This window comes from Gordonibacter pamelaeae, assembly GCF_003340385.1.
GTDB lineage: Bacteria > Actinomycetota > Coriobacteriia > Coriobacteriales > Eggerthellaceae > Gordonibacter > Gordonibacter pamelaeae.
Map to the genome: position 1 here is coordinate 54,373 of NZ_PPTS01000010.1, position 15,153 is coordinate 69,525.

General features: G+C 66.6%; 10 protein-coding genes. 5 read left to right on the forward strand and 5 right to left on the reverse strand.

The features are described 5' to 3' along the window. Positions 1–88: 88 nt before the first annotated feature. On the reverse strand, positions 89–1,390 hold the full coding sequence (locus C1877_RS13980) for an amidohydrolase (RefSeq protein WP_114569446.1): 1,302 nt from the start codon (positions 1,388–1,390) through the stop codon (positions 89–91). Positions 1,391–1,630: 240 nt separating this feature from the next. On the opposite strand from C1877_RS13980, the gene C1877_RS13985 reads away from it, so the two are divergent. Together C1877_RS13985 and C1877_RS13990 are read left to right on the forward strand one after the other, a co-directional pair. Further along, on the forward strand, positions 1,631–2,488 hold the full coding sequence (locus C1877_RS13985; protein WP_015539711.1) for an Mrp/NBP35 family ATP-binding protein: 858 nt from the start codon (positions 1,631–1,633) through the stop codon (positions 2,486–2,488). Between the two features lie 1,078 nt (positions 2,489–3,566). After that, positions 3,567–4,079, forward strand: a complete 513-nt coding sequence (locus tag C1877_RS13990; RefSeq protein WP_147274565.1) for a hypothetical protein — start codon at positions 3,567–3,569, stop codon at positions 4,077–4,079. Here the strand turns inward: C1877_RS13990 and C1877_RS13995 are convergent. Beyond that, positions 4,023–5,021: a VanZ family protein gene (locus C1877_RS13995; protein WP_114569448.1), complete on the reverse strand. Its 999-nt coding sequence runs from the start codon at positions 5,019–5,021 to the stop codon at positions 4,023–4,025. The genes C1877_RS13990 and C1877_RS13995 overlap by 57 nt on opposite strands. A gap of 168 nt (positions 5,022–5,189) precedes the next feature. Here C1877_RS13995 and C1877_RS14000 point away from each other — a divergent pair, with 168 nt between their 5' ends. Together C1877_RS14000 and C1877_RS14005 are read left to right on the forward strand one after the other, a co-directional pair. Further along, positions 5,190–7,712: an excinuclease ABC subunit UvrA gene (locus C1877_RS14000; protein ID WP_114569456.1), complete on the forward strand. Its 2,523-nt coding sequence runs from the start codon at positions 5,190–5,192 to the stop codon at positions 7,710–7,712. A gap of 98 nt (positions 7,713–7,810) precedes the next feature. Next, complete coding sequence (locus C1877_RS14005) at positions 7,811–9,052, forward strand: ATP-binding protein (RefSeq protein ID WP_015540287.1); 1,242 nt, start codon at positions 7,811–7,813, stop codon at positions 9,050–9,052. Between the two features lie 553 nt (positions 9,053–9,605). Here C1877_RS14005 and C1877_RS14015 read toward each other — a convergent pair. Beyond that, positions 9,606–11,009, reverse strand: a complete 1,404-nt coding sequence (locus C1877_RS14015) for a Y-family DNA polymerase (RefSeq protein ID WP_244909864.1) — start codon at positions 11,007–11,009, stop codon at positions 9,606–9,608. Between the two features lie 195 nt (positions 11,010–11,204). After that, entirely contained in the window at positions 11,205–12,530 is a 1,326-nt protein-coding gene (locus C1877_RS14020) for an FAD-dependent oxidoreductase (protein ID WP_114569449.1), read from the reverse strand. A 183-nt stretch (positions 12,531–12,713) separates the two neighbouring features. On the opposite strand from C1877_RS14020, the gene C1877_RS15380 reads away from it, so the two are divergent. After that, positions 12,714–12,875 (forward strand): hypothetical protein, encoded by a 162-nt coding sequence (locus C1877_RS15380; protein WP_015540285.1) that lies wholly within the window; start codon positions 12,714–12,716, stop codon positions 12,873–12,875. Between the two features lie 445 nt (positions 12,876–13,320). Here C1877_RS15380 and C1877_RS14025 read toward each other — a convergent pair whose 3' ends face one another. Next, positions 13,321–15,105 (reverse strand): ABC transporter ATP-binding protein, encoded by a 1,785-nt coding sequence (locus C1877_RS14025; RefSeq protein ID WP_015540284.1) that lies wholly within the window; start codon positions 15,103–15,105, stop codon positions 13,321–13,323. Positions 15,106–15,153 lie beyond the last annotated feature (48 nt).

Consider the following 15,153-nt stretch of genomic DNA (forward strand, 5'->3'; position numbering starts at 1 on the left):
GTACTTTGCGTACAGGCTGGCGCGGGGCGCGGTTGCGTGCGGCACGCGGCGTCGGGCGGGGTGCCGGGGCGGGTTTTGGCGGCAGGGGTTACACCTCGGAGATGATGCGCTTCGTGCGGGCCTCCACCTCGGCCTTCGCGCGCTCCACGTCGATACCGGGGTAGGTGCCGTCGCGGTAGACCACCGCGCCGTCGCTCATGGTGAGCACGACGTCGGAGCCATGGCCGGCGTACACCATGTTCACCAGCGGGTTCGTGCGCGGCGCCCAGGAGGGGCCCGTCACGTCGAGCACGGCGAGGTCGGCCTTCATGCCCTCACGCACCAGCCCGCAGTCCTCGCGGCCCTGCGAGAGCGCGCCCATGCGCGTAGCGGCGGCGAGGGCCTGCTTCGGCGTGACCACCGACGGGTCGCCCGTGGAGCCTTTGTACAGCAGCGCCAGCAGGTACAGGTCCTGCATCATGTCGTGGTTGTTGTTCGAGGCCATGCCGTCGGTGCCCAGGCACACGTTCACGCCGGCCTCCAGCATGGCGGGGATGGGCGCGTAGCCGCTGCCCAGCTTCATGTTCGAGGCGGGGTTGGCAGCTGCGAACACGCCCTTCTCCACCATGAGGTCGAAGTCGGCCGGCTCGCACCACGTGCAGTGGGCGGCCGTGGTGGGCACGTCCAGCACGCCGATGCTCGCGAAGTACTGGAGGGGCGTCAGGCCGTCGTGGCGCTGCTTGCACTCCTCGTGCTCGCTCTTCGTCTCCGAGGCATGCAGGTGCATGCGCAGGCCCTTCTCCTTCACCACGGCGGCGATATCCTTGCACGTCTGCGGGTTCGACGTGTACTCGGCGTGGATGTTGTAGTCGATGAGGATGCGCCCGTCAGCGGCGCCATGGTACTTCCGCACGTATTCCTCGACCGCCGCGCAGCTGGCGTAGTCTGCGAACGGCTTGGGCTCGAAGTACAGCTCGCTCTCGCAGATGTTCGCCTTCAGGCCGCTTTCCACCACGGCGCGCACGCGTTCGTCGGTGGCGTAGTACATGTCGGAGAAGCTCACCACGCCGTAGCGGGCCATCTCGGCGCAGGCCAGAAGCGTGGCCCAGTAGTTGTCCTCGGGCGTCATCTTCGCCTCGAACGGCCACACCATGTCGTTGAGCCAGGCCTGCAGGGGAAGGTTCTCGGCGTAACCGCGCAGAAGCGTCATGGGCGCATGGGCATGGGCGTTGTAGAACGCCGGCACGAGCAGCTTGCCGCGACCGTCGTACACCTCGCCGTATGCCTCGGCCTCGGCGCCGGCGGGCGCCTGCTTGCCCAGGTAGGCGATGCGCCCGTCCCTCACGCCCACCCAACGGTGGGTCTGCAGGTCCAGGTTCTCGTCCAAGATGTCGATGTCTGCGAACAGCATGCGCTCTCCTCGCTCTCGGGGCGCCCCGCAGGGCGCCGCTCTCGTTTCCGGGCGCCCCCGCAGGGCGCCTCCGCCGCCGGGCGCTGCGGGCGCCCTTCCATTCCCGTCCATTATAGGACTACCTCTAGTAATAGCTACTGGCAATCTTTCTTGACGCAACCTTATATATGCTATCATGCCGAAAGAGACGAGACGACGGGCCGCCGAGACCGAGGCGGCCTCTCGAGGAAAGAAGGAGCCATGGCAGAAGAAGAATGCACCCACGAATGCGGCAGCTGCGGCGTTGCCGGCTGCGGCGACCGCGAGGACGCGGGCCCGTCCACGTTCCCGACGAACGCCCGCACGAACATCAAGCACGTCATCGGCGTGGTCTCCGGCAAGGGCGGCGTGGGCAAGTCGCTCGTGACCAGCCTCTTGGCCAGCCAGATGCAGAAGAAGGGCTTCAGCGTGGGCATCCTTGACGCCGACGTGACCGGCCCGTCCATTCCCAAGACGTTCGGCATCACGAACCCGCTCACGGCCGACGCCGACGGCATCGTGCCGGCCCAGACGGCCAGCGGCATCAAGGTGGTGTCGGTGAACCTGATGCTGCCGAAGGACGATATCCCGGTGGCCTGGCGCGGCCCGGTGGTGTCCGGCATCATCAAGCAGTTCTGGGGCGAGGTGAGCTGGGGCGACATCGACTACCTGTTCGTCGACATGCCTCCGGGAACCTCCGACGTGTTCCTGACCGTGTTCCAGTCGCTGCCGGTCGACGGCATCGTGACCGTGTCGGCGCCGCAGGAGCTCGTGGCCATGATCGTGGGCAAGGCCGTGAACCTGGCGCACGACCTGAAGGTGCCCGTGGTGGGCCTCGTGGAGAACATGGCCTACTTCAAGTGCGACGAGTGCGGCAAGAACCACCACATCTTCGGCGAGCCCCAGGGCGAGGCCGTGGCCAAGCGCTACGAGATCCCCTCGTTCGCCACGCTGCCCATCGACCCGTCGTTCGCGCGCCTGTGCGACGAGGGCAAGGTGGAGGAGTACGACGTGGCCGGCGCGCTCGACCCGGTCATCGAGCAGGTTGAGATCTGCGCGAAGGCGAAGGACGCCGAGTAGGCGCGAGCCGAACCGCACAGGTTGGCGCAGTAGCGAGAAGGGCTCTGGTGTCCGAAATTCGCGGGATCAGCACGTTCCGGCGGCCGTCAGGCCGCCGGAACCACAGAGCCTAGGGAACCGCTGATCAATGATGCTCGTACCGATCTGATCGCTTTCGGGAGAGCTGCTAAGGACGCCTTCCCCGCTCGATGCCTGTAGGCTTGCGCCCCCCGTCGTCCTTCGTAGTAGTGCGGTTTCACGAGCGCTACAAGCGTGTCCCCAGGGGATAGCCGTGCCCATCTGGCGCAGGAGCTCCTCACGCTTGGCCGTGCGCTTGCGAGGCCTCCGGGCATCCGCGAGGGTGTTCGGCGTTCCATGGAATGCCTCTCTCCCGATCTGGCGGTATCGCCATTCCGGCCGTCTTCTGCAGCCCGCTTCGCCTCGCTTCGCCTCGCTTCGCCCGCGCCGCGCCGACGTGCGGCGCGGGCTTCAAGCACGGTAGTCAGCGGTTCCCCAGGTTCGGGCAAGGCCCTGCTGGCGGGCATGCGGCCCTGCAAGATGGGGTAGGAGGTCGAGCTACGGTAATGGATTCGGAAATTTTTCCCGATATATTACCGAACCTCGGGATTTCGCGTCCGAAGCCTCCCGTTTGACGCCCGATATCCGGCTTTTCGCGCTGATTTGGGCGATTATCTCGCCTTGGAGGGGGAATTCGGAACCTCCATCGTTCGCTACGGTAAAATATCGATAATTTTCTTCGATTCCATTACCGTGCCCGAAGAGACAGGGCGATGCGGGCGGGCGTCGTCGCGCGATCGCCGGCTTGCACGGCGCCGTGGTGCACGGGATGCGCGGCGATCCGTTGCGGACCCGGGGAACCGCCGATCGACGCTCCTGCCGCGCGCGCTTCGCAGGGCGGGCGCCCCGTGCCTGCCGTCGAGCCGGGGGAACGCCGCGATCGAGCGGCAAGCCCGGGGTGCCTGCCCTGCGAAAAAGCCGAATCCGAAAATTTATCAGCGGTTCCCTAGGGGATGCCTTTTGAGGGAAATCAGCATATTCGCCGATGAGTCCGGAGGGCAAAACGGCCACTCGAAATACCATGTCCTCACCTTTCTCACTGTTCTTCTTGACGCTGCAGCACCTGCCCATCACCTATCAGTCATTCCTCTATAGAAGAAGCGAGCTGGCTGGTGCGGACGGGCTCGCCGCCCGCATGAAGCAAGATATCGTCAATCTGCTTTTCGACGAGCTTGAGTATTTTCAATCTTTCGACAAGGTGAAGGTTTACTACGATGACGGGCAGAACATGGTCGCTAGCGCCCTCCACGCAGCCGTAGAATACGCGCTGTCAAAGGAAAGCGTCCTGTATCGCAAGACGAAGTCATCGGACTTCCTCCTCTCGCAGACAGCTGACATGATCTGCACGTTCGAACTAACCGCATGCAAATTCCACAACCACGAATCCACGAGCACCGACGAGCGCGAGCTCCTTCAAGAACAATTACATGAAAGCCGTCAAAAGGAAGCGTCTTCGCAAGTGAAGCCCCCCCCCCCGTCACAGGTAGTCGTAAGGCATGCGGCGGGTGAAGGCGTAGAACAGCAGCAGCGCTAAAACCACGAGCGGCGAGAGCGCTACGGCGGCGGCCAGCGTAAGCACCCGCGCCACGTAGAAGGCGAGCCGCCGCCAGCCTGCGCGAGGGCGCGTCTCGCACGTCATGCGCACGAAGCCGCCGCCGAGCGTGCGGCCCTGCCGAAGCCACGGGACAACGCCCTCGAACGCGACGAACACCACAGCCGCAACCGCGCGCTCCCACCAGCTGCCGTCGGTCCACGAGGAATCGCCCGCCGCATGCAGCACGACACTCGCCACGGCAAGCAGGACGACCAGGACGACCCCCATGACGAACAGGTCGATCCAGAACGCGACGGCTCGGCGCACGAAGCCGGGCCGGTCGGTCACGCGACCTTCCCGTGCCAGCTCGCCCGGCGGCAGCAGGCGCCCGGCGAGCACGGCGGCGCCCCACCCGACGGCAGCGCCCGCCGTGTTGCAGAACAGGTCCAGAACGTCGAACATCCGGTACGCATAGGGATACAGGCCGAACAAGCCGGTGAGCTGCGCCGTCTCGATCAGCAGCGAGGTGCCGAACCCCGCCGCGAGCGTCATTGCGAACCGCCAGCGCAGCAGGCGCCCCGCAATGAAGCCGAGCGGCACGAAGAATGCGACGTTCGCCACCATGTCCGGCAGGGCGCGCACGCCGTCCTTCGCGAGGTCGTCCAGGAAGCCGAGCGGGTTAAACCGCGGCTCGATGCCGTAGGTGATGCCGGGGCCGGACGTGCCGTCGGGCAACGGATAGAGCGTGAAGCACCCGAGCCCCAGCACGTAGAGCACGGCGAGGTAGGCCGACACCGCCGATGCCGCGCGCAACCGTCCGTCACGGTGGTACAGGTAGGCAAGGATAGGCAGCGTGAGCAGCAGCGATGCAAGCGGCCACAGCGCCACCGCCGCTGCGAAGCTCTCGCTGAACCGTCCGAGGAACTGCGCAAGGTATCCCATCGTCTTCTTCTCTCCCGGTTGCCGCCCCGTCCTCACGGGTTCCAGTATGGCGCACGACCCTTGCGGCGGCCTTGCCCGACGCTTACGGCGCGCTTACTTCTTTGTAAGGCGCAGGTGGAGAAGGGCCGGCACCTCGCGGCGAAACGGGCAGAGCGCTACAATGGCGGCATGGATACCTCGCGAAACACCCAAACGCCTGCCCCGCCCGCGCCCGACCGCATCCAGGTGCGCGGCGCGCAGGTGCACAACCTGAAGGACCTCGACGTCGACATTCCGCTGAACCGCCTCGTGGGCATCGCGGGCGTGTCGGGGTCGGGCAAGTCGTCGCTCGCCCTCGGCGTGCTGTACGCGGAGGGCTCGCGCCGCTACCTCGAGGCGCTCTCCACCTACACGCGCCGCCGCCTCACGCAGGCGGGGCGCGCCGACGTGGACGAGGTGCTGCACGTGCCCGCCGCCCTCGCGCTGCACCAGCGGCCCGCCGTCCCCGGCGTGCGCAGCACGTTCGGCACCTCCACCGAGCTCTTGAACAGCCTGCGCCTTCTGTTCTCGCGCGTCGGCAGCCATGTGTGCCCCAACGGCCACCGCGTTCCGCCCACGCTGAACGTCGCCGCCGAGCGTCCCATCACGTGCCCCGTCTGCGGCGTGGAGTTCTTCGGCCCGAGCGCCGAGGAGCTGGCCTTCAACGGCGACGGCGCGTGCCCCGAATGCGACGGTACCGGCGTCGTGCGCACCGTGGACAGGGACGCGCTCGTGCCCGACGAGTCGCTCACCATCGACGAGGGCGCGGTGGCGCCGTGGGGCACGCTCATGTGGGATCTCATGAAGCAGGTCGCCCGGGAGATGGGCGTGCGCACCGACGTGCCGTTCAACCAGCTCACGCCCAAGGAACGCGACATCGTGTTCAACGGCCCCGCCGAGAAGAAACACATCCTGTACAAGGCGAAGAAGTCCGACACCTTCGCCGAGCTGGACTTCACCTACTACAACGCGGTCTACACCGTGGAGAACGCGCTGGCGAAGGTGAAGGACGAGAAGGGCCTCGCGCGCGTGGCCCGCTTCCTCAAGCAGGGCACCTGCCCCGTGTGCCACGGCACGCGCCTGTCGGCCGACGCGCTGAAGCCGCAGGTGGCGGGCATCAACCTGGCCGAGGCCACCGAGAAGACGCTCGACGGCCTCACGGGCTGGGTGGACGCCGTGCCGGGCGGCCTGCCGACCGAGATGCGCCCGATGGCACGGAACATCTGCGAGTCGTTCCAGCACACGGCGCGCCGGCTCGTCGACCTGGGGCTGGGCTACCTCTCGCTCGACCGCGCGGGCTCGACGCTCTCCACCGGCGAGCGGCAGCGCGTGCAGCTGGCCCGCGCCGTGCGCAACCGCACCACCGGCGTGCTCTACGTGCTGGACGAGCCGTCCATCGGGCTGCACCCGGTGAACGTCGACGGCCTGGTGGAGGTCATGCGCGACCTTCTGGCCGACGGCAACTCGGTGGTGATGGTGGACCACGACGCGCGCATCCTGAGCGAGACCGACTGCATCGTGGAGATAGGCCCGGGCGCCGGAGCCGCGGGCGGGCGCGTGATCGCGCAGGGCTCCGTGCCCGAGATCGAGGCCGACCCCGACTCGCTCATCGGGCCGTTCCTGTCAGGAGCGCGCACCGTGCACGTGCGCGCCCGAGCCGACGCCGCCCACGTGTTCGACCTGGGCCGCATCCATCTGGAAACGGACGCGCTCCACACCGTGAAGCCCCTTGCCGTGGACGTCCCGCGCGGGCGGCTCACCGCCGTCACGGGCGTGTCGGGCTCCGGCAAGACCACGCTCGTGCTGGAGAGCCTCGTGCCCGCGCTCAAGGCGGCGGCCGCCGGCGAGAAGCCGCCCGCCCACGTGCGCGTCCTCGAGGCCGCGGGCATCGAGCGGGCGAACCTCATCGACGCCTCCCCCATCGGCATCAACGTGCGCTCGACCGTGGCCACCTACGCGGGCGTGCACGACGAGCTGCGCCGCGCCTTCGCCCGCACCCCGGAGGCGAAGGCCGTCGGCCTCAAGGCGGGCGACTTCTCGTACAATACGGGGAAGCTTCGCTGCCCGGTGTGCGACGGCACGGGCTCCATCAGCCTGGACGTGCAGTTCCTGCCCGACGTGGACATCACCTGCCCCGCCTGCCGCGGCTCGCGCTACGCCCCGGAGGCCGACCGCATCCGCCGACCGCACGCGGACGACCCGGTGGATCTCGTGTCGCTGCCCGACCTCATGGCCATGGACGCGAGCGAGGCTCTGGCTGCCACGTCCGACCTCAAAAAGGTGGCCGCGAAGCTGCAGACCCTCTGCGACCTAGGGCTCGGCTACCTCACCCTCGGCGAGGCCACGCCGGCGCTCTCCGGCGGCGAGGCGCAACGCCTGAAGCTGGCGAGCGAGATGAAGCGCACGCAGGACGACGCCGTGTTCGTGTTCGACGAGCCCACCATCGGCCTGCACCCGCTCGACGTGGCGCAGCTGCTGGAGGTGTTCGACCGCCTGGTGACTCAGGGCGCCACCGTGGTGGTGATCGAGCACGACCTGGACGTCATCGCGAACGCCGACTACGTGATCGACCTCGGCCCCGGCGGCGGCGCCTCCGGCGGCCGCATCGTCGCCGCCGGCACCCCCGAGCAGGTGGCCGCCGATCCGGACAGCATCACGGGAAGGTACCTGTAGTGACATACGGTAAAGCTAATCGCAAGGTATACCTTGCGATTAGCCAGATTTATGATAATGTGTAAGGTATATCTTACACTTTTTTGAAAGGCCGCCGCATGACTGATAGCGAATTCCTTATTCCTCGCGAGCGCTATCAACGCCTATTGGAGGCCTATCGCGATGCCGAGCAGGTAAAGGTGCTGCAAGGCGTTCGCCGTTGCGGCAAGTCAGCCATCTTGACACTCTACAAAGACAGCCTTCTTAGCCAAGGAGTCGAACCGCGCAATATATATTATCGCCGATTCGACCTACTGGAGGAACCGCTGGACGTTTCAGCGGAAACCTTGCTGCAAGACGTGACGCAAGCGTGGGAAAAGGCAGATCGGGACAACCCCTTCTACGTGTTCCTCGATGAAATCCAGGACGTGGCAGGCTGGGAGAAAGTCGTTCGCAGGCTTCACTCGGAAAGAGGCATCGACCTATACCTGACGGGATCAAACGCCCACATCCTCTCATCCGATCTCGCAACCCTTCTCGCAGGGCGCAGCGTCACCATCGACGTGTTCCCCTTGAGTTTCAGGGAGTTCGTCGACTTCAACCGTCACGAAGGCGATGCGAGCGCCTCGACCGACGAGCTTTTCTCAAAGTTCCTGCGATACGGCGGCATGCCCAGCCTGTTCTCGCTCAAGCAACAAAACGAGGAGTTCATCACGCGAGAGCTGTCTTCCATCTTCGATACCGTTCTCTTAAACGATGTCGCACTCCGTCGGGGAATCCGCGATATCGCGCTGCTCGAACGACTCGTCACCTATCTATTCTCCACTTCGGGCAACCTGTTCTCCACGCGCAAAGTAGTAGGGGCGCTCGTCAGTTCAGGCCGAAAAACGTCCGCGGAAACGATCGATAACTATATCTCCGCACTTGAGAAGTCTTTCATCCTTCACGGCGTCGAGCAATCGGGAATAGCAGGCAAGCAGGTTCTCAGTCCATTAAGGAAGTTCTACCCCGTCGACACAGGACTCCGCAATCTGTCAACGAGGTTCTCGCCCCGCGACCTGGGATTCCAGTTAGAAGACGTAGCGCTTGTCGAACTCCTAAGGCGCGGATACGATGTACGGGTGGGGGCCGCCGAGAAAGCGGAAGTGGACTTCGTTGCAAACGGGCATGACAAGCGGATTTATTTCCAAGTGACGGAAACCATGCTCGACAACTCCGTATACGATCGCGAGCTTGCGCCGCTTCGAGCCATCCAAGACTCGTTCCCGAAGATGGTCCTCACGCTTGACCGCTTCCGCACCGGCACAACCGAAGACGGCATCCTTATTGCCAACCTCATCGACTGGCTCCTTGATCGCTGAAATTGCCGCGAAGAGACGACCTCTTCGCGGCGGGACCCACTCGATGAATCAGCAAGGGGAAACGGAGCTCCCGCTACCGGGCCATCGAGTCGTTCACGCGCGACGTCGAGGGTCTCGACGGCTCGGCGATGGTCGACCTCGTGGCGCATCGGCTGGAAGACTCCGTCGGCCAGCGCATGCTGCAGCTGGAGCAGGCGAGAAGCTAGCGCCCCTCCCCTCCGAGCTCCGCAGCAGGACCTCGCTCCTTGGCGTCGATCTCCCAGATGTCGTCGAAAGGGATGCGGGTGCGGACGACGGTGACAGTGCGGCCGGCAAGGTCGACGTCGCTGACCAGGCCGCGCGTCGTACGTACGCCTCGCCGTCGTAGTGGACGATGCTCGCCATCTCGCGGCGCTCCAAGCCCGCGAGGCGCTGCGACAGCTCGAGCGCCTGCTCGTCGGTCAGCTCGCGCCGCGGCTCTACCGTGCGCTCCCGCTCGCGGATGAGGTCGTAGTAGCCTTTGAGCGCGGCGAAGGGCATGAACTGCTGCGCGCGGTCGGCGCGAGGACGGCGCTCAGGCATGGTGGCCCCCGATCTGCTCGTTGCGCTCGCGCGCCGTGGCCTTCTCCTTGAGGCTCGTCCCGCGCAGAAGCGCGTTCTTCCCGAAGCGCCCCTTCACCGCCAACACCGCCTGCTGCAACCTGCGCTCCTCGGCCTCCGCCTCGGCGTCCGCGAACAGGTCCATGGTGGCGAACTCCTCGGGCAGCACGCCGCCGAAGCCCACGTTGATGCGGCGGATGGGTGCGTCTTTGCGCGTGGTCTCGTCGAACAGGTCGAGGAACCGCGGCATGAGCCTCGAGCAGAGGTTCGTGCGGTCCGGCTGCCTGCGCGTGCCGCCAGTGTGCGGGAACGCGCGCCGCCCGCTTGCGGGACGCCTGCCGTGGCCGCCGTCGAAGTATTCGCCGCCCGTGCCGTCATCGCCCGCCACGCCGCCCACGCGGCCGTCATCGCCTGCTATGCCGCCGCCTTGCGCCCCGGCCCCGCCGCCTGCGCCGCGTCCTTTCGCGTAGCCCACATAAAGCGAGATCGACCCAGCCACGAGGCCCTTCTCCACCAGGTCGAGCACGAGCTGGTCCACCATCTCCTTCAGCACGTCGCGCGCCTCGTCGAAGGAGTAGTCGCAGGGCAGCACCTGGCCGTTCCCCAGCGAATGCGCGCTCGGCTCGTAGGCGTGGATGTCGGCGATGGTGCAGGGCTCCTCGCCGTGGGCGTGGTCGATCAGGCACTCGGCGTTCACCCCGAACTCGCGGTAGAGCGTGGCCTCGCTCACCTCGCACACGCCGCGCAGGTCGCGCGCGCCGTACTTCGCCAGGCGCTTTGCGATGCCGGGCCCGATGTTCCAGATGTCGGTGATGGGCCGGTGGGTCTGGATCGAACGCTTGAACTCGGCCTGGTCGAGATATCCGATATGGTCCTCGGCATGCTTCGCCGTGATGTCGAGCGCCACCTTGGCGAGGAACAGGTTCGGCCCGATGCCCGCCGTGGCGCACACGCCCGTCTCGGCCAGCACCGCCTCCATGAGCATGACGGCGAACTCCTTGGCGCCCATCCGGTACAGCGAAAGGTACGGCGTCGCGTCGATGAAGCATTCGTCGATAGAGTAGGCGTGGATGTCCTCGGGCGACACGTAGCGCAGGTAGATCGAGTAGATGTCGGCCGACACCTCCATGTAGCGTTGCATGCGCGGGCGCGCCATGACGTAGCGCACGCCCTCGGGGATCTCGAACACGCGGCAGCGGCCGGGCAGGCCGAGCGCCTTCATCGACGGCGTGATGGCCAGGCAGATGGTCTTCTCCGTGCGGTCGGGATCGGCCACCACGAGGTTCGCCGTCAGCGGGTCGAGCCCGCGGTCGACACACTCGACGCTCGCGTAGAAGCTCTTCAAGTCAATGCACACGTACGTGCGCCCTTCCACCACCGCTCGCCTCCTCGCGCTACCCTAACCAAAACGTTTGTTCGTACAGTATAGCGCTTTCGGGTGTGACAGAGGGACGGGGATAATGTCACGTTCCTAGGCGCTTTGCAGCCCTGCATCTCATCGAGGAACGTGACATTATCCCCGTCCCTCTGTCACACCCGTCACATCCCGCCCCTCTGTCACACCCCGCCCGGCCTACCGGCGTTCGGGAGCGATCGGGCGCTTGGCCGGCCCTTCCAGCACCGAGCCGTCGGCGGCGAAGCGCGAGCCGTGGCAGGGGCAGTCCCACGAGTCCTCCACGTCGTTGTGCGCCAGGCAGCAGCCCAAATGCGAGCAGCGCCGCCCCGGCTTCACCAGGTTCGCCGCCGACACGCCCGCATTCGAGAGCAGGCTGGGAGCGAGCATCGAGCGCTGCGGCGAGAACAGGGCCTCCACCGGACTCCGACCATGCACCACGAGATCGGCGATGGCACGCGCGGCCACGAGCGCGCCCGTCATGCCCCATTTGCTGAACCCCGTGGCCACGTACTGGTTCGGGCGGCTACGCCGATGCACGCCGATATAGGGCACATGGTCCAGGCTCATGCAATCCTGCGTCGCCCACGCGTAGCGCTCCCGCGCGCCCGGATACGCCTCGTCGGCGAACGCCCGTATCTTGGCATAGCCCTCCGTGGGCTTCGGCCCCTGCCCCGTGCGGTGCCCTCCGCCTCCCACCAGCAGGAAGTCACCGTATGTGCGGAACGAGAAGCCGCCCGCGTCGCCTATGAACATGCCGTCGACAAGCGGGGCGCCTTCCAGTGCCAGCGCGTAGGAGCGCTCCTGATGCTCCTTCACGAAATACAACCCCGGCACGTTGACCAGGGGATAGTGCGATGCGAACACGATATGGCCGGCGGTCACGGAGCCGCGGTCCGTGCGCGCCGTGTTCCCACTCACGTCCCTCACGAACGCGTGCTCGTACACGTCGACGGACGGCATGAGCCCGAGCAGCCCGAACAACAGCTTCAGCGGGTTGAACTGCGCCTGACGCTCCATGCCCAGCGCACCCCGGTTCGCCACCGGCACCGGCGCGCTCGGCAGCACATGGTGCGGGATGCCCAGCTGCTCGTAGGCGGCAAGCTCGCGCTCGATACCCGCCGTGGAGCCCGTGGCGTACACGTAGGCCGTCTTCTCCTCGAAGTCGCAGGGAGCGGCATCGGCCAGCTGGCGCAGCCCCGCCACCGCCGCCTGGTTCGCCTCGAAGTAGAGGCGCGCGGCATCGGCGCCCCTCTTCTTGATCAGCCGGTCGTACACGAGGCCGTGCTGGGCCGTCACCTTCGCGGTCGTGTTCGCCGTCACGCCGGCGCCCACCTGGCCGCCCTCCACCAGCACGCAGCGGCATCCCGCCTCTGCCAGCAAATACGCGCAGAGCACACCCGCTATGCCGCCTCCTATCACCAGCACGTCGGCGGAGCGGTCGCCTTCGAGCGCCTTCGCGTAGCCCTGCGGCCGCACGGCGCTCGCTTCCCAGAGAGAGGTCATGCCGAGCCCTTTCGTCTTCAAGAGGAACGATCAGGCATCAGGGTACCTCGGCCCGCCAGCGGAAAAGCGGCCCGGCAAAACGCGTTTGCCACGCTTTGCCGAACGGTTTCGCACGCGTGAGCACCGCTCGCGCCGAGCGCTCGCATGATACACTATCCGCCGGAATCGAGGGAAAGGCGATCGATGGCGAAGAATCCCGGAAGAGACGCGTGGGCGAACGGCGGCAAGGGCAAGGCCATGGGCGCCCCGCGCGACATGCAGGTGCGCGCCGCCAAAGGCCTGGGCCCCAACAAGGCCTCCGGCCACAAAGGCGGCATCTCCCGCCAAGGCTCGAAGCGCGGATAGCGGGGCGGCATCCGAGCCTCCGCCTCGCCCCCCCCCCCGGCGCACAGGGCGCCCGCATACGGTGTGCGGAGGCGCCCGCATCCGCACAGTTGCCCGGAATAGCCAGCGCCTCCCTGCCGTGCGCGAGCCGCAACCGCCCCGAGACTGAAGCCCCCGTGCACGGGAAACCGCGGTTTGCGGCAGGTTTTGGAGGTTATTCGTCATCGAGGGCTCCAAAAACGCGCCGCCACGAAGTCCTCGGTGGAAGACAGCCGCGTTTCACCTGATGAGAGCGGCGTCCCTCCCTGCAAGCGCACAACGCTCCCTTCGGTGATGACGAATAGGCCGCGATTTCTGCCAGAAACGGCGGTTTCCCGCGCACGGGGGCCTGGCCCACCTGCCGGGGTTTTCGCAGCCGAGAGCTTGGCGCAGATCGGGAGCTTATGATGCGGCCCCTTGCAGTCCCCTACTCCAGGTACGCGCCGGTCTGCCTGCTCCACAGGTTCGCGTAGGCGCCGCCGGCCTCGATGAGCTCGGCATGCGGGCCGTCCTCCACCACGCGTCCGCCGTCGAGCACCACGATGCGGTCGAGCGAGGCAACCGTGGACAGCCGGTGTGCCACCACGATGGCCGTGCGCCCGCGCATGAGCGTGGCCAGCGCGTCCTGCACCAGCTGCTCGCTCTCGGAGTCGAGCGCGCTCGTGGCCTCGTCGAGCACCAGCACCGGGCAGTCGGCCAGAAGCGCCCGCGCGATGGCGATGCGCTGGCGCTGCCCGCCCGACAGCTTCACGCCGCGCTCGCCGGTGACGGTGTCGAAGCCCTGCGGCAGCCGCTCGATGAACTCCAAGGCGTTCGCCTGGCGCGCCGCCTCGCGGATCTGCTCCATCGTGGCGTCGGGCCGCCCGTAGGCGATGTTCTCCGCGATGGAGCGGTGGAACAAGAGCGCCTCCTGCGGCACGTAGGCGATCTGGCGGCGCAGCGACTGCTGGGTGGTGTCGGAGATGTCCTGCCCGTCAACGAGGATGCGCCCCTCCTGGATGTCGGACAGTCGCAGCAAGAGCTTCGTGAGCGTGGTCTTCCCCGCCCCGCTCGCGCCCACCAGGCCCACGCGCTGGCCGGCGGGGATGTGCAAGTCCAGGCCGTCGAACACGCGTGTGCGGGCATCGCCGTCGGTGTACCAGAAGCCGATGTCCTCGAAGTCGATGGCGCCCTCGCGCACCTCGAGCGGCGCCGCATCCGCCTTGTCGGCCACGAGCCGAGGCTCGTCGAGGATGACGGTCATGCCGCTCGCGTCGCCGAACGCGCGGTTGAAGCGCTGCAGGCCGTTGTTGATGAAGTTGAACTGGTTCGTCACCGTGTAGGTGTACGTGAACATCACCACGAGCGTGCCCGGCGTGATGCCGTACCACGCGTTGCCGCCCGCGATGAACACGGCCACCACGCTCATGATGGCGATGGTGATGCACGCCGTCACGATGCCGCGCGTGAGCGACGCCCACATGCGCTTCGAGTCGCGCGCCACCACCTCGCGGTTGGCCTGGTCGAAGAGGCCGCGCTCGTAGTCCTCGCGCCCGTAGGTCTTCACCGCCAAGATGTTGGCCACCGAGTCTGACAGCTCGCCGGAAAGCTGGTTCTGGGCGCTCGCCGCCTGCTCGTTCAGGTGCAGGATGCGCTTGTACATGTAGTAGGACACGCCCGCGTACACCGCCAGCAGCGCCATGAGGATGGCCACGTACACCGGCACGCGCGGCGCCAAGATGGCGCACGTGAACACCACCGAGCATATCACCGGCAGGAACGGGAACGTGATGGTCTCCAGCAGCAGCTGGTAGGCGCTCATGAACTTGGTGGTCTGGCTCACCAGCGTGCCGCCGAAGCGGTTCGAGTGGAACGACATCGACTGGTTGGACAGCGCGTCGAACGACATGGTGGCCAGGTCGTAGGAGGCGGCGATCTGCAGGCGGTACATCGCGTAATCCTGCACCTTGCTGGCCGCCTGGCCGGCCACGTTGATGCCGATGAGCGCGGCGATGTAGGGCCCGAACACGGCGAACACCTGGTCGGGCGCCACCGAGCCCGCGCTCACGCGGTCCACCACGAGGCTCATGACGTAGGGGTTGCCGTACGACAGCAGCGCCACGAACAGGAACGTCGCGGTCATGAGCGTGGCGAACAGCCCGAGGTGCTTGCGCGTGACCAGCCAGAAGTAATGCAGCGTGCGTCGCGTCGTCGACGCGCGGGAGGGTGCCATAGGATTCTCCTTCTCGTGTTTCAAGAAGATTATCGCACACCCGCGCAA

Bases quoted from the DNA above. Each gene is read 5' to 3' on its own strand.
- C1877_RS13980 (WP_114569446.1), bottom strand. From the start codon at position 1,390: ATGCTGTTCGCAGACATCGACATCTTGGACGAGAACCTGGACCTGCAG.
- C1877_RS13985 (WP_015539711.1), top strand. From the start codon at position 1,631: ATGGCAGAAGAAGAATGCACCCACGAATGCGGCAGCTGCGGCGTTGCC.
- C1877_RS13990 (WP_147274565.1), top strand. From the start codon at position 3,567: ATGTCCTCACCTTTCTCACTGTTCTTCTTGACGCTGCAGCACCTGCCC.
- C1877_RS13995 (WP_114569448.1), bottom strand. From the start codon at position 5,021: ATGGGATACCTTGCGCAGTTCCTCGGACGGTTCAGCGAGAGCTTCGCA.
- C1877_RS14000 (WP_114569456.1), top strand. From the start codon at position 5,190: ATGGATACCTCGCGAAACACCCAAACGCCTGCCCCGCCCGCGCCCGAC.
- C1877_RS14005 (WP_015540287.1), top strand. From the start codon at position 7,811: ATGACTGATAGCGAATTCCTTATTCCTCGCGAGCGCTATCAACGCCTA.
- C1877_RS14020 (WP_114569449.1), bottom strand. From the start codon at position 12,530: ATGACCTCTCTCTGGGAAGCGAGCGCCGTGCGGCCGCAGGGCTACGCG.
- C1877_RS15380 (WP_015540285.1), top strand. From the start codon at position 12,714: ATGGCGAAGAATCCCGGAAGAGACGCGTGGGCGAACGGCGGCAAGGGC.
- C1877_RS14025 (WP_015540284.1), bottom strand. From the start codon at position 15,105: ATGGCACCCTCCCGCGCGTCGACGACGCGACGCACGCTGCATTACTTC.